The organism is Actinomadura miaoliensis (genome assembly GCF_039536785.1).
Taxonomy (GTDB): domain Bacteria; phylum Actinomycetota; class Actinomycetes; order Streptosporangiales; family Streptosporangiaceae; genus Spirillospora; species Spirillospora miaoliensis.
On sequence record NZ_BAAAZG010000068.1, the window covers coordinates 20,265 to 33,464 of the forward strand.

Sequence of the window (13,200 nt, forward strand, 5' to 3'; positions counted from 1 at the left end):
CGGGCGCCGGTGCGCCGTCGTGCGGTCAGCGGGTGCCGAGCTGGGCGACGCTGCTCGCGGTGCCGCCCGCCTCGGCCTGGAAGGCCACGGCCAGGTAGCCGGTCGCGCCGGGGACGGTCACCGTGGTGGTGCCCGCCCGCGTCACGGTGATCTTCTTGGTGCCGAGCACCTTGCCGTCCCAGACGTGCGCGTACGCGGTGCCGGGGCCGGTGGCGCGCAGCCGGAAGGTGGTGGAGCCGCCGGAGACGACCGGCCTGCCGTCGATGCGGCCGGTGGCGTCGCGCGGGGCGGCCGGTCCGCCGGCCAGCGGGATCCCCGTCTCGGCGGCCTGCCTGATCGACTGCGGCGAGTTCACCGACGCGGCGGCGTCGGTCGGCATCACCGGCGGCCTGGGCGTGGTGGGCATGCCGGCCGGCGGCGTGTGCCCGGGCAGCGTGGTCAGTCCCCACCGGTACGGGTCGCCCTGCACGCCGCCCCAGGTGGACCAGCCGATCCGGGTCTGGCCGGTCTTGTCCTGGGTGTCGGAGTCGTAGACGAAGATGTTCAGCCCCATGCGCTCCGGGTCGACCGCGGCGGGCAGCGCCGTGAAGGGGATCTTCGCCTCGACCGTGTAGCCGTCGTACGGCTGCGCCACCGTGGCCGCGACCCGCATGCCGGGCGCGGTCTCGGCGCCGGGGCCCTGGTGCTGGTCGGCGTCGCGCTGGAAGCACGGCGCGCCGTCGCTCATCACCGGGAAGACGCCGGTCTTGAACGTGGTGGAGGTGTTCTCCGAGTCGCCGCGCGGGTCGATGGCGATCTCGACCGAGTCGCTGCGCCAGTGCCGCTTGCAGTCGTCGGCGCCGAGAACGGTGCCCTGCTTGTCGTCACGCACCTTGACCAGGACGTACAGCGCGTCGTCGGTCCAGGTGACCTTGCCGGTGGCCGAGCAGTCGGCGGCCGACTCGCACGCCGTGCCCTCCCACAGGCGCGACAGGTTCAGCTCGGAGCCGGTGTACTCGCCCGCGCCCTCCTTGCCGTCGAGCGTGGGCGCCGCGGCGGCCTTGGGCAGTTCGGCGACCGGCACCAGTTCGAGCGCGGCCTTCTGCACGTCGGGCGCGCCCGAGGAGCCGGTGGTGGTGATGGTGTAGTCGTAGTCGCCGTTCGCGCCGCCCTGGTTGGAGGTGGGCAGCGAGGCGTCGGTGTTGCGGACGGTGAAGGCGACCGATCCGTTCTTGCCGGCCTCCAGCCGGTACGGCTTGGACGCGGCGTCGGCGGCGAACCCGTCGGGCAGGTCCAGCTTCACGGTGCCGGACTGCGCCGACGCGGACGCGTTGGACAGGTCGACCCGCACCTCGCGCGACTGCCCGGTCCCGAGCGTCAGCACGCGCTTGACGCGCCCGGTGAGCTGCGGCACGCCGTTGCGCGCCGCCCAGGCGTCGAAGTCCTCCACGCGCGGCAGCGGCTGCTGGACGCCCGTGACGGGGGCGCGCACCTCGACGGGCGCCACGTTCTGGCCGGTGCCGTTCGCGGTGGACAGCGTCGCCGCCAGCCGCACGCGCCCGTAGGACGCCTGCGCCGGGGGCTTCACCGTGAACGTGGTGGTGCGTTCCGACGAGCCGACCGTGCCGAGGTCGCCGGATCCTGTAACGGTCCAGCCGGCGGGCACGTCGAGCTTCGCCTTCGCCTTGCGCAGGGTCTTGGGCGAGCTGGCGTGCGCGGTGACCTTCACCTCCCCGCCGGGCGTGACGCCGAACGTGTCGGTGGTCAGGTAGAACCGGGTGTCCTGCGGCAGGCCGCCGGTGCCGGGGGTGACGGCGCCCTCCAGCATGGCGGTGGCGTCACGGTTGTCCAGCCTGTACGGCACGCGGCTGTGGATCTGGGTGAAGTAGTCGCAGCCGTTCAGGTTCGGGTCGGCCGGCACGTCGGGGAAGCCGCCCCAGCCCTGGCTGACGTACACGCGCTGCGCGTCTCGCTCCACCTGCGCCCACGTCCTGCCGCCGTTGCGGGACGAGGCCCGGCCGCCCCACACGCCGTAGACGGTCGCCGCCTGCGCCGACGGGGTGAAGCCGGACGCGCACGACGGACCGGACGGCCCGGACGCGCCGCCGGTGTTGAACAGCCGTCCCGGCGCCCACGGCTTGAGCCCCTCGCGGGTGATCTGCTCGGGGTAGGCCTTGGGGTCGGCGGCCAGGAAGTACGCCTCGGTGGCCAGCCGCCCGGCCTCCTGGTGGTTGCCGTGCTGGCCGGGCACGGGCGCGGGCTCCATGGTGACGATCACCTTCGGCCGGGTCTGGCGGACCAGCCGCACGACCCGTCCCAGCGCCTCCCGGTGGTCCCACACGTCGGCGGTGAGCGGGGCGCTGACGGTGTAGTAGAAGTCCACGTCGTCGAGGTAGTGGATGTTCGCCACCCCGGCCTTGCCGACGGCGCGGCGCTCCTCGTCCTCGCGCAGCAGCCCCAGCGGCGGCCCCTCCTCGGTGCCGGCCGCGTTGCCGCCGCCCTCGCCCCGGGTCACGGTGAGGACGCCCACGCGGGCGCCGTCGTACTCGTTCCACTGCCCGTAGGTGGACAGGCCGCCCGCCTCGTCGTCGGGATGCGCCCCGACGAACAGCACGTCCAGCCTGCCCTTCTCGGCCGGCCTGCTCTGCGCCGCCGCCTGCGCGGGCGGCCCCAGCAGGGACGCCGCCAGCGCCGCGGAAACCGCGACGGGCAAAGCGGGTAGGGCGAGTCTTCGCATGGAAGTCTCCTGTTCGGTTGTGCCGGGCGACAAAGGCCGCGGCCCCTACTCCTTGATGGCCCCCGAGAGCATTCCGGCGATGAAGTGGCGCTGCAGGAAGACGTACAGCAGCACGACGGGCGCCGCGATGATCAGTGCGCCGGACATCAGCGCGGCGTAGTCGGTCTTGTGGTTCCCCTGGAAGACGGACAGGCCCAGCGGCGCGGTGCGCAGGCCCTCCTCGGAGTTGAGGATCACCAGCGGCAGCAGGAACTCGTTCCACGTCCACATGGAGATCAGCACGATCATGGTGAGGATGGCGGGACGTCCCATCGGCACCAGTACCCGCCACAGGGTGGTCCAGCTGCCCGCGCCGTCCATCCGGGCCGCCTCCAGCAGCGACGGCGGGACGCTGCGGAAGTAGGCGCGCATCCAGAACGTGCCGAACGCCACCGACATGGCGACCTGCGGCAGGATCACCCCGGCGTAGGTGTTGTCGAGGTCCAGCGAGCGCAGGTCGAAGTACAGCGGCACCACGATCGCCTCGGTCGGGATCGTCAGCCCGGCCACGAACAGCAGCGCCACCGCGCCCGCGCCGCGAAAGCGCATCGTGCCGAGCGCGAACCCCGCCATGATCGACAGCACCGTGGCGACGACCACCGTCACGGCGGTGACGATCACGCTGTTGCGCAGGTAGACGGCGAAGTCGCCGTCCCGCCAGGCGGTGCCGAAGGCGGACAGGTCCAGGCCGGGCAGCTGCAGCGCCTGCGCCACCACCCCGGCCATGGGGAAGATCGCCAGCACCGCGAACAGCGTCAGCACCGCGTAGTTGAACACCTGTTCCCTGCGCGCGATCATGCCCTGCCCTCCGCGTCCGGGCGCCCCTCGACCACCCGGCGGATCCCGGCCGTGATCACGAACGCCAGCACGGCGATGGTGAGGCCGACCGCGCAGCCCAGCCCCACCTCGCCGGTGTTGAAGGTGCGGTTGTAGACCTCGTAGGCGGGGACCTTCGTCGCGTCGCCGGGGCCGCCGCTGGTCGCCATGTAGATCAGGTCGAAGTTGCGCACCGCCAGGATGGTGGTCAGCGTCAGCGCCACCGCCAGTTCACGGCGCAGGCCCGGCAGCGTCACCGTCCAGAACTCGCGCACCGGCCCGGCGCCGTCGATGCGCGCCGCCTCGTACAGCTCGCGCGGGATCTTCTGCACCCCGGCCAGCAGCAGCACCATCGCCAGCCCGATGTTCACCCACGTGCCGACCAGGCCGACCGCGGGCAGCGCGAAGGTGAAGTCGCCGAGCCAGCCGCGCGACCAGTCGGGCAGCCCGAGGGAGTGCAGGCCGCGCAGCAGGTCGTTGACCGGGCCGTCGGCCGAGTACATCCACTGCCAGGCCACCGCGACCGCCACCATCGCCACCACCTGCGGCAGGAACAGCACGGTGCGGAAGAACGCCAGGCCCCGGATCCGGGCCCGCGACATCGCCCCGACCAGCACGAACGCCACGCAGCACGGCAGCACCGCGTAGAAGACGATCAGCACGGCCAGATGCCCGAACGAGCCGCGCAGCACCGGGTCCGACAGCATCTCGCCGTAGTTGGACAGGCCCGCCCACGTCGCCGGGCCGAGGCCGTCCCACTCGTACAGCGAGAACTGCGCCCCCCGCACCAGCGGCCACAGCAGGAAGGCGCCGTAGACCAGCAGTGCGGGAAGGACGTACAGCCAGCCGATCCGGCACGGGGCGCCCGGCGAGCCGCGGCGGGAGGGCGCACCGGCCCGCCGGGCGGCGGCGGGCCGGTGCGCGCGCCGCCGGCGTTCGGCGCCGGGCCGCGCGACGATCGTCATTACGGCTCCTTCGGGTCAGCGTCGAAGCAGGACGTACCGGAGTGTGTCCGGCCCGCTCACTTCTTCTTCTGGAAGGCGGCGTAGTCGTCCTGGGCCTTCTGCATCGCCTGCTGCGCCGACGTCTTGCCGGTGATGAGCTCCTGCAGCGGCCCGCCGAAGGCGTCGGCGAACGTCGGCGTGGCGTAGTCGATGTACGGGGTGATGCCGTCGTTCTTGCTGAGGGTCTCCCAGGCGGACAGCACGTCCTTCATCAGCGCGCCCTCGGGCTTCTTGGACGGCGGCGCCAGCGCGGGCAGGTTGCCGGTCTCGACCGACACGTCCATCGCCTCGGGCGAGGTGATGAAGTTGATGTAGGCGGCGGCCACGTCGGGGTGCTTGGACTTGGCGGTGATCGACCAGGGCAGGCTCTCGCCGCCCATGGTCGCCGAGGCCCCGCCCGCCTGCGCCGGGGGCGGCAGCATGAAGCCGACCTTGTCCCCCATCTTGTCCATCAGGTCGGACGCCCACCAGGTGCCGCCGAACATGAACACCCCGTCGCCCTTGGCGAAGTTGGCCGGGGTGTCGTCCCACTTGATGGCGTTGGCGTCCTTGGTGAAGTAGCCCTGCTTCGCCCAGTCGGCGAGCTTCTGCGCCGCCTGCACGTTCGGGCCGTCGCTCCACGAGCCGCTCTTGCCGAACACCAGGTCGCGCACGGTCTGCTTGTCGGCGTGCTGGTCCTGGACGATGCCGTACAGCTGCATCGCGGGCAGCTTCTCCTGGTTGCCGAACGCGATCGGGATCTCGCCCTTGCTCTTGGCGGTGGCCAGCGCCTGCTCGAACTCGCCCCAGGTCTGCGGCGCCCGGATGCCCAGCTTGGACAGCTTGTCCTTGTTGTAGTACAGGCCGACGATCTCGCCGTTGAGGGAGACGCCGTACAGGCTGCCCGAGCCGATGAGCTTGCCGTCGGTGGTGACGCTGTTGAGGTCCATCAGGCCCTTGGGGTAGCGCTTGCGCCATCCGTAGGCCTGGTCGTAGGAGTCCAGCGGCAGCAGCATGCCGGCCTTGACGAACTGCGCCATCGCCGCGTAGCCCTGGTTGGCCTCGACCACGTCGGGCGGGTTGTCGCCCGACAGCGCCAGGCGCAGCGTCTTCTGCAGGTCGCTGAACGACCGCGACACCCGGTTGATCTTGACGTTCGGGTACTTGGCCTGGAACTGCTCGTTCAGCTTCTCGATCTGCTTGCGCTGGCCGCCCTGGACCTCCTGGTCCCAGACGGTCAGCGTCACGTTGCCGGCCTTGGCGACGTCGGTGCTGACCGCGGCGGGCGCCTTGCCCTGCGGCTGCTCGGTGTCCGAGCCGGGGGCGCAGGCGGTGCCGAGGGCCGCGACCGCCACCGCGGCCAGCACCGCCCGCCTGCCGAGTCTCCTCGGGCCGCCTCTCCTCGCGCTGGGTGTCGTCGGCATCTGCTACCGCTCCTTCGTGAACTGGGGGAGGTCGGCGCGGTGCGCGGCCAGGCCCTCGTCGAGGATCCGCTCCGCGACCCGCAGGCTGGTGACGAACGGGTGGGCCAGCAGCGCGCGCAGGGCCGTGCGCCGGTCGCCGGTGACGGCGGCGTCGGCGGCCAGGCGCTCGTACTCGTGGACGGCCTGGGTGAGGCCGCGGACCTGGCGCGGCAGGTCCCCCATCACCAGCGGCACCGCGCCCTGGCGGCCCACCACCGCCGGGACCTCGACGATCGCGTCGGGCTCCAGCGTGGCGATCGCGCCCCGGTTGCGGGTGTTGACGATGAACCGGCGCTGCTCGTCGCGGACGATCGCGCAGATCACGTCCACCGCGAACTCGCCGTGCTCGCCGCCGCCGCGCTCGCGGCTCGGGTCCGGGTCGGGCTTGTCGGCCTCCCCCGCCACCTGCGCGTAGTAGTCGGGCAGCATCGCCAGGATGTCCTCGGCGCGGGTGGTGCCCTTCTCGCGCAGCTGCGCGACGACCTCGTCGTGGAAGAAGTAGTACTTGGAGTAGGAGTTGACCAGCAGGCCGAGGGCCTTGCCGAGTTCGGCCATGCGGACGGGGTCGCGGTGCGGGGTGGCGTCGCCGTGCGGCTCCATCGCCTCCAGCAGCGGGGCGATGTCGACGGGCTCGCCGTTCAGCCGGACCCGCTCGGCCCAGGTGCCGTGGTTGGTGCCGATCCAGTCGATCTCCAGGCCCTCGACGGGCAGCCCGAGCAGGTCGGCCCAGGTCTCGGTGTCGCCCACCCACTGGTCGCACAGCCCGAGGATCTTCGCGCCGGTGTGGCGCGAGACCGCGTCGGTGACCACGTTGGTGGGGTTGGTGTAGTTGATGATCCACGCGTCCGGGGCGACCTCGGCGAGCGTGGCGGCGATCTCCAGCAGCACCGGGACGGACCGGCAGGCCATGAAGAACCCGCCCGGGCCGACCGTCTCCTGCCCGACGACGCCGTACTTCAGCGGGATCGACTCGTCCAGGTGGCGGCCGCGCAGCCCGCCCGGCCGGAAGGTGGTGAACACGAAGTCCACCCCGTCCAGCGCGGCCTTGAGGTCGGTGTGGGCGCTGACGGTGAAGTCGGCCCCGCGGGCGGCGAACATGTTGCGGGCCAGCCGGGTCATGACGTCCAGGTGGTCGGCGTCCACGTCGTGGAAGCGCAGCTGCGCCCCGGCCAGGTCGGCGGCGCGGTGCAGCAGCCCCCGGATGACGCCGGGCATGTAGCCGCTGCCGGCGCCGATCACCGCGATGCGCGTCGTCATCGTGTCTCCGCTCTCGTAGTCGCCGGGGGGACCTCGGGGGGTCGTCCCCCCGAGTGGGAACGCAGGGTGGGCTCGGCGCGGACGACGGTGTCGTCGGCCGAGTCGGGGATGAAGGGTACGACGAAGGCGTAGTCCTCCAGTACCTCCTCGGGGACCTCGCCGGACTCGCCGAACGCGGCGATCTCGCCCCAGCACGGCGACCCGAGCGACCCGCTGCGGTGCCGCACCGACAGCCCGGCGCACAGGTTGGCGAACCGCAGCCGCTCGTCCAGCGGCAGGCCCGCCAGCGTGCCGAACACGAACCCGGCGGCGAACACGTCGCCCGCGCCGGTGGCGTCCAGCGCCTCCACCGGCAGCGCCCGGGTCTCGGCGCGCTCCCCCGTGATCGAGTCGATCGCCAGGGCGCCGTCGCCGCCGCGTTTGACGACCACCACCGGCACCCGCTCCGACAGCGCCCGCGCGGCCTCCTCCGGGGAGCCGGTGCGGGTGTAGGCCATGGCCTCCACGGCGTTGGGCAGGAACACGTCGACGTGGCGGAGCCGGTCGAGCACCTCGGTGGACCACGTCTCGGTGGAGTCCCAGCCCAGGTCGGCGAACACGCGGGCGCCGTCGCGGCGCATCGCCTTCACCCACTCGGGCACCGGCCGGTCGATGTCGACGAAGCACGTCTTGGCCTGCGGCGGCACCGTGACCAGGTCGTCCGGCGGCAGGGGCATGGGCTTGGCGTACGTCACCATGCTGCGGTCGGAGTCGTAGGCCAGCGACACCGTCACCGGGGACGGCCAGCCGGGGATCATCCGGGAGCGGCGCAGGTCGACGCCCTCCTGCTCGGACAGCGTGCGCCACAGGTACGACCCGAACATGTCGTCGCCGAACGGCGCGGCCAGCCCGACGCGCAGGCCGAGGCGGCTCATGGCGACGGCGATGTTGGCCACGCCGCCAGGGGCCGAGCCGAGGCCGTCGGTGACCAGCTCGGTGCCGGGCGGCGGCAGGCCCGGCAGGCCCGTGAAGATCATGTCCATGAAGACCTGGCCGGTGAGGAAGACGTCCAGTTCCGGGGCGTCGTCCCCGCGCGGCAGCCGCCGGCCCGCCCGTTCGCGCTCGGCGCACGGATCGTGCAGGGTCGGCGCGGGCGCTCGGCCCGGTGCGGCGGCCTCCTCCCCTTCCGGCCGGATGTCCTGCCGGGTGTCGTCGAACCGGGTCCCGCTGAGGGTCTGTGTCATGGTGCCTCCACGGCGAGGCGTCGGCGTCGCAGGTGATCGTAGCCAGGGGTACCGGCAGAATGGCACGTTCCAATGCCCTTTGTGATCAGATCTTGTCCAAACATGCTTTTGACTGAATGTCAGGACATGAGGAGGAACCCGGCTACCGCTCGCCGCGAGAGCGCAGGTCAGCGCTTGAGCGGTACGCCGCCGGGCGCGCTGTCGTTCGGCACCAGGTACGACACCACGGCCTGCGACACCACCCCGATCAGGGCGATGAGGATCTCCTTGCTGAGCGACCCCGCCTGGACCCAGTTGATCATGACCACGGTGAGGGCCGTGATCAGTGCCGCCCACCACTTGCGGGTCGGCATGAAGGACTTGCCGCCGGTCACGTCGTTCACGTCGCACCTCCGGAGGTCGGGCCGCCGCCGGTCCGCGGACACCGTCGCGCCAGATCCTTCCCCGCCCGCGCCCTCGTCCGATGGCCGCTTGCGGCTCCCTGGGCCAGGTGTACCCGCCCACGGCGCGCCTCCATGGCATCTGCTCCACCACCTGCCCCCCAGGTACTCCCCCGGAGGTATCCCGGGCGCCCTCCCGGTCGCCGGTGCGGTGCTCGCGTCGGCCCCGCTCTGACCGGGAGCCCCGCCGGTCGAGAACCTCGCCGGTCGCCGGGAGACGCGCCGATTCCGGCCTAGGAGGCGTCGGGCGCCTCGGGGACGGGCTCGCCGAGCATGGCGCGGGTCGCCTCCTCGACGATGTCGCGCATGGCGCGCTCAGCGGCCTCGGGCTCCCCCGCCTGCACCGCCTGCGCCACCTCGGCGTGCCAGCGGATCGCCGCCGGCTCGGGCCGGGCGGGGAACAGATGGTGGTGGTGCCGGCCCGCGAGCACGGAGGCCACCACGTCGCCGAGCGCGCCCAGCATCTCGTTGCCGGACGCCTCCAGCAGCGTGCGGTGGAACAGGACGTCGGCCTCCAGGTAGGCGTCCAGGTCGCCGGACCTGCCGTGCACCGCCATCTGCATGACCGCGCCGGTCAGCGTGCCGCACTGGGCGGGGGTGGCGCGGCGGGCGGCCAGCGCGGCGGCCACCGGCTCGACGCCGCGGCGCAGCTCGCTCAGCGACCGCAGCTGCTCGTCGCGGCCCCCGCCGTCCAGCCGCCAGCCGATGATGCGCGGGTCGAACAGGTTCCAGGCCGAGCGCGGGGCGACGGTGACGCCGACCCGGCGGCGGCTGCTGACCATGCCCATGGACTCCAGCACCCGGATCGCCTCGCGGATCACCGACCGGGACACCCCGAACCGGGCCTCCAGCTCCTCGATCCGCAGCACCCGGCCGGGCGCCAGCTCCTCCGAGGTGATCAGCAGGCCGAGCTGGTCCAGGACGCTGCCGTGCAGTCCGGCGTGGTCATTGCCCCCCATGGCCACCAATCATCACACGTATGGCTCCGCACGGAGCGGACGAGGGTAAAAAATCAGACTTATGCAGGTCAGGTGTTGTTAAGAGCTGATTAATCATGTCACACTCTGGCAAACGTCATCCGAGAGGTCGATGTCATGGACACAGCCCGCGGCCCCGCCGCCCCGCTGCTCGTCGTCATGGGCGTCGCGGGGTCCGGCAAGACGACCTTCGGCGCCGCGCTCGCCCAGCGGCTGGGCGTGCCGTTCGCCGACGCCGACGACTTCCATCCGCCCGGCAACATCGCCAAGATGTCGGCCGGCCTCCCGCTGGACGACGCCGACCGGCTGCCCTGGCTGCGCGCGATCGGCGTGTGGCTGGCCGGGCACGCGCCGGGCGGCGGCGTGGTGACGTGCTCGGCGCTGCGGCGCGCGTACCGCGACCTGCTGCGGGAGAAGGCGCCCCAGGTGACGTTCGTGCACCTGCACGGCGACCGCGAGGTGGTGCGGCGGCGGGTGGCCGCCCGTCCCGGCCACTTCATGCCCGCCTCGCTGGTCGACTCCCAGTTCGACACGCTGGAGCCGCTCGGCCCGGACGAGCGCGGGATCGTCCTCGATCTCGACGCCTCCGTCGAGGCGCTCGTCGACGCCTACCTGGACGCGGCGCCCGGCGCCTCGGCCTCCCCGCCGCGCGGGGCCTGACCAAACCCCCCTCACCCCCAATCCCTCCCCCCGCCCGGAAGGCGGGAGTCTCCCCGGAGGTTCCTGATGACAGCCCCCGCCCTCACCGCACTCGCCCTCGCCCCGCCCGAGGAGCCCATCGCCGGCGGCGGCCGGCTCGTGCTGGCCGCGCTCGCCGGGATCCTGCTGATCGTCACCCTGATCACCTGGCTGAAGGTGCACCCGTTCCTCAGCCTCACCCTCGGCTCGCTGCTGGTCGGCGGGATCGCCGGGCTGCCGATGGCCGACGCGGTCAGCGGGTTCGGCGAGGGGTTCGGCAGCACGGCGGCGGGCGTCGGCGCGCTGATCGCGCTCGGCGCCATGTTCGGCAAGCTGCTGGCCGACAGCGGCGGCGCCGACCAGATCGTCGACACCATCGTCGGCCGCGCCGGTCCGCGCGCGCTGCCGTGGGCGATGGCGCTGGTCGGGGCGCTGATCGGGCTGCCGATGTTCTTCGAGATCGGGCTCGTGCTGCTGATGCCGGTGATCTTCCTGGTGGCGCGCCGGTCCGGGCTGTCGCTGGTGCGGGTGGGCATCCCGGCGCTGGCCGGTCTGTCGGCCATGCACGGCCTGGTGCCCCCGCACCCCGGCCCGCTGGTGGCCATCGACGCGCTCAAGGCGGACCTGGGCGTCACGCTGGCCCTGGGCGTGCTCGTCGCCCTGCCGACGATCGCGGTGTCCGGGCCGCTGTTCGCCCGGTACGCGGCCCGCTGGGTGGACGTCCCGGCCCCTGCCCTCTACGAGACGGGCGCCGCGACGGGCGCGGGGACAGACGCCGCCGTGGACGTGACGAAGGGCGACGCCGGGGCCGTCCGCCGCCGCCCGTCGTTCGGCGTCACCCTGGTCACGGTGCTGCTGCCGGTCGTGCTGATGATGGGCAAGGCGCTGGCCGACATCTTCCTCGACGAGGGCGACCACCTGCGCACCGTCCTGGACAACCTCGGCACCCCCCTGGTGGCGCTGCTGATCGCGGTGATCGTGGCGATGTTCACCTTCGGCCGCGGCGCGGGCATGAGCCTGCGCGAGGTCTCCGGGGTGCTGGAGAAGTCGCTGCCGCCGATCGCGGGCATCCTGCTGATCGTGGCCGCCGGCGGCGGCTTCAAGCAGACCCTCGTCGACACCGGGATCGGCAAGCTGGTCGCCGACTGGGTGGCCGACAGCGGCCTGTCGGTGCTGCTGCTGGCCTGGGTGGTCGCGGTGCTGATCCGCCTGGCCACCGGTTCGGCCACCGTCGCCACCGTCACCGCCGCGGGCATCATGGCCCCGCTGGTCACCAGCCTGAGCAGCGGTGAGACCTCGCTGCTGGTGCTGGCGATCGGCGCCGGGTCGGTGTTCTTCTCGCACGTCAACGACGCCGGGTTCTGGCTGGTCAAGGAGTACTTCGGGCTGAGCGTCGGGCAGAACGTCAAGACCTGGTCGCTGATGGAGACGGTGCTGTCGGTCACCGGCCTGGTGTTCGTGCTCCTCCTCGACCTGGTCGTCTAGCGGCGTACGGGGAGCCGGCCGCGGCGGGGTCGTCCAGCAGCCGCCGCAGCGCCCGCACGAACAGCACCACCGCCACCAGCCCGAGCGGCAGCCCCGCCAGGGGCGCGCCCGCGGCCACGGCGAGGGCGCGCCCGCCGAGCACCCCGGCGACGCCCAGGTTGTCGCCCTGCCGGCCCGCCGCCGCGGAGACCGTGACGACCGCGCAGACGATCGCGACCGCGGCGGCGGACACGGCGACGTACCAGCGCCGTGCCGCCGCCGACACCACGACCCCCGCCACGACCAGCACCAGCAGCGCGGCCGCGCCGAACCACAGCGCCGGCCGCGGCCGCATCACGACCCGCACCACCGGGGCGGGCCGTCCCCGCCCCACCGTCCATTCCGGCACGTCCGAGGTTCCTCCCGGCGGCCGCGGCCGCACCGTCGCCGGGACGGACGGCAGCCACAACCGCACCCCGCCCTCGTCGAAGCCCCGGGCGGCCAGCCGCCGCCACGCCCGCGCGGTGTCCAGTTCCAGCGGCACCGTGCGGCCCGGCCGGTAGGCGCCGGTCACGTCCGCCCTGGCGAACGGGTACCCGCGGCTGGTCACGGTGCGCACCCGGACGCCGGTGGCGCCGGGGAACACCTCCCGCGCGACCGCCCCGGCCAGGTCCCGCACCTCGGCGTCCGACCGCAGCCTCCCGGCGGCGCGCAGATCGACCTGCGCGCCGCCGTCCGGCATGACCGCGATGTCGACCCACGCCCCGGGCAGCGCGCGTTCGCCGCCCCCACCGCACGCCGACAGGGCGAGCAGGAGGAGGACGCCCAGCGCCAGGAGACGTCCCACACGTCGCACGGACACTGCCGCCTCCGATCTCCGGTGGCCGTCGCTCCACAGGATCGGTGCCGCAGGTCGCGCGGACGTCTCGTTCCGGTCCCGTCCGCCTTGCGCCGGGCGGCCCGGCGCCCGGCCTGGACGGCGGGCCCGGCGCGCGGGACGCTTCCGATCATTCGTGCCGAGTTGGCCGGGCGGACACCGCCGTCTGCTTGCATCGCCCCCGCACAAATGATCAAGGGCGGGGGTGCCCCGCCGGGTCGTCCGAGGAGGCGTCTCCCATGGTCATCCTCCGTACCCCGCCACGCC

The 13,200-nt window shown here is 73.1% G+C and carries 11 protein-coding genes; 2 read left to right on the forward strand and 9 right to left on the reverse strand.

Annotation, left to right across the window (positions count from 1 at the left end):
- Positions 1-25: 25 nt before the first annotated feature.
- The 8 genes from ABD811_RS39735 to ABD811_RS39770 all read right to left on the reverse strand — a co-directional run bounded on the left by ABD811_RS39735 (position 26) and on the right by ABD811_RS39770 (position 9,896).
- The gene (locus ABD811_RS39735; RefSeq protein WP_344958177.1) at positions 26-2,716 is read right to left on the reverse strand and encodes a sugar-binding protein; all 2,691 of its coding nucleotides are present in this window, start codon (positions 2,714-2,716) and stop codon (positions 26-28) included.
- A 45-nt stretch (positions 2,717-2,761) separates the two neighbouring features.
- Positions 2,762-3,553 (reverse strand): carbohydrate ABC transporter permease, encoded by a 792-nt coding sequence (locus tag ABD811_RS39740; protein WP_344958179.1) that lies wholly within the window; start codon positions 3,551-3,553, stop codon positions 2,762-2,764.
- Positions 3,550-4,536, reverse strand: coding sequence for a carbohydrate ABC transporter permease (locus ABD811_RS39745; RefSeq protein WP_344958181.1), 987 nt, complete (start codon positions 4,534-4,536; stop codon positions 3,550-3,552). The genes ABD811_RS39740 and ABD811_RS39745 overlap by 4 nt, the downstream gene beginning before the upstream one ends.
- 56 nt (positions 4,537-4,592) lie before the next feature.
- Complete coding sequence (locus ABD811_RS39750) at positions 4,593-5,978, reverse strand: extracellular solute-binding protein (protein WP_344958183.1); 1,386 nt, start codon at positions 5,976-5,978, stop codon at positions 4,593-4,595.
- 3 nt (positions 5,979-5,981) lie between these two features.
- Complete coding sequence (locus ABD811_RS39755; protein ID WP_344958185.1) at positions 5,982-7,274, reverse strand: family 4 glycosyl hydrolase; 1,293 nt, start codon at positions 7,272-7,274, stop codon at positions 5,982-5,984.
- Complete coding sequence (locus ABD811_RS39760) at positions 7,271-8,497, reverse strand: carbohydrate kinase family protein (RefSeq protein ID WP_344958187.1); 1,227 nt, start codon at positions 8,495-8,497, stop codon at positions 7,271-7,273. Before ABD811_RS39760 ends, ABD811_RS39755 begins: the two co-directional genes overlap by 4 nt.
- Before the next feature lie 167 nt (positions 8,498-8,664).
- Positions 8,665-8,880: a hypothetical protein gene (locus ABD811_RS39765; RefSeq protein ID WP_344958189.1), complete on the reverse strand. Its 216-nt coding sequence runs from the start codon at positions 8,878-8,880 to the stop codon at positions 8,665-8,667.
- Positions 8,881-9,170: 290 nt separating this feature from the next.
- The gene (locus tag ABD811_RS39770) at positions 9,171-9,896 is read right to left on the reverse strand and encodes a FadR/GntR family transcriptional regulator (RefSeq protein ID WP_344958190.1); all 726 of its coding nucleotides are present in this window, start codon (positions 9,894-9,896) and stop codon (positions 9,171-9,173) included.
- Positions 9,897-10,031: 135 nt separating this feature from the next.
- On the opposite strand from ABD811_RS39770, the gene ABD811_RS39775 reads away from it, so the two are divergent.
- Entirely contained in the window at positions 10,032-10,574 is a 543-nt protein-coding gene (locus tag ABD811_RS39775; RefSeq protein ID WP_344958191.1) for a gluconokinase, read from the forward strand.
- A 66-nt stretch (positions 10,575-10,640) separates the two neighbouring features.
- Positions 10,641-12,077: a GntP family permease gene (locus tag ABD811_RS39780; RefSeq protein ID WP_344958193.1), complete on the forward strand. Its 1,437-nt coding sequence runs from the start codon at positions 10,641-10,643 to the stop codon at positions 12,075-12,077.
- On the opposite strand, the gene ABD811_RS39785 is transcribed toward ABD811_RS39780, so the two are convergent.
- On the reverse strand, positions 12,034-12,918 hold the full coding sequence (locus ABD811_RS39785; RefSeq protein WP_344958194.1) for a hypothetical protein: 885 nt from the start codon (positions 12,916-12,918) through the stop codon (positions 12,034-12,036). The genes ABD811_RS39780 and ABD811_RS39785 overlap by 44 nt on opposite strands.
- Between the last annotated feature and the right edge of the window lie 282 nt (positions 12,919-13,200).

Excerpts from the sequence above, each read along its gene's own strand:
- ABD811_RS39735 (WP_344958177.1), bottom strand. The coding sequence starts at position 2,716 with ATGCGAAGACTCGCCCTACCCGCTTTGCCCGTCGCGGTTTCCGCGGCG.
- ABD811_RS39740 (WP_344958179.1), bottom strand. The coding sequence starts at position 3,553 with ATGATCGCGCGCAGGGAACAGGTGTTCAACTACGCGGTGCTGACGCTG.
- ABD811_RS39745 (WP_344958181.1), bottom strand. The coding sequence starts at position 4,536 with ATGACGATCGTCGCGCGGCCCGGCGCCGAACGCCGGCGGCGCGCGCAC.
- ABD811_RS39750 (WP_344958183.1), bottom strand. The coding sequence starts at position 5,978 with ATGCCGACGACACCCAGCGCGAGGAGAGGCGGCCCGAGGAGACTCGGC.
- ABD811_RS39755 (WP_344958185.1), bottom strand. The coding sequence starts at position 7,274 with ATGACGACGCGCATCGCGGTGATCGGCGCCGGCAGCGGCTACATGCCC.
- ABD811_RS39760 (WP_344958187.1), bottom strand. The coding sequence starts at position 8,497 with ATGACACAGACCCTCAGCGGGACCCGGTTCGACGACACCCGGCAGGAC.
- ABD811_RS39770 (WP_344958190.1), bottom strand. The coding sequence starts at position 9,896 with ATGGGGGGCAATGACCACGCCGGACTGCACGGCAGCGTCCTGGACCAG.
- ABD811_RS39775 (WP_344958191.1), top strand. The coding sequence starts at position 10,032 with ATGGACACAGCCCGCGGCCCCGCCGCCCCGCTGCTCGTCGTCATGGGC.
- ABD811_RS39780 (WP_344958193.1), top strand. The coding sequence starts at position 10,641 with ATGACAGCCCCCGCCCTCACCGCACTCGCCCTCGCCCCGCCCGAGGAG.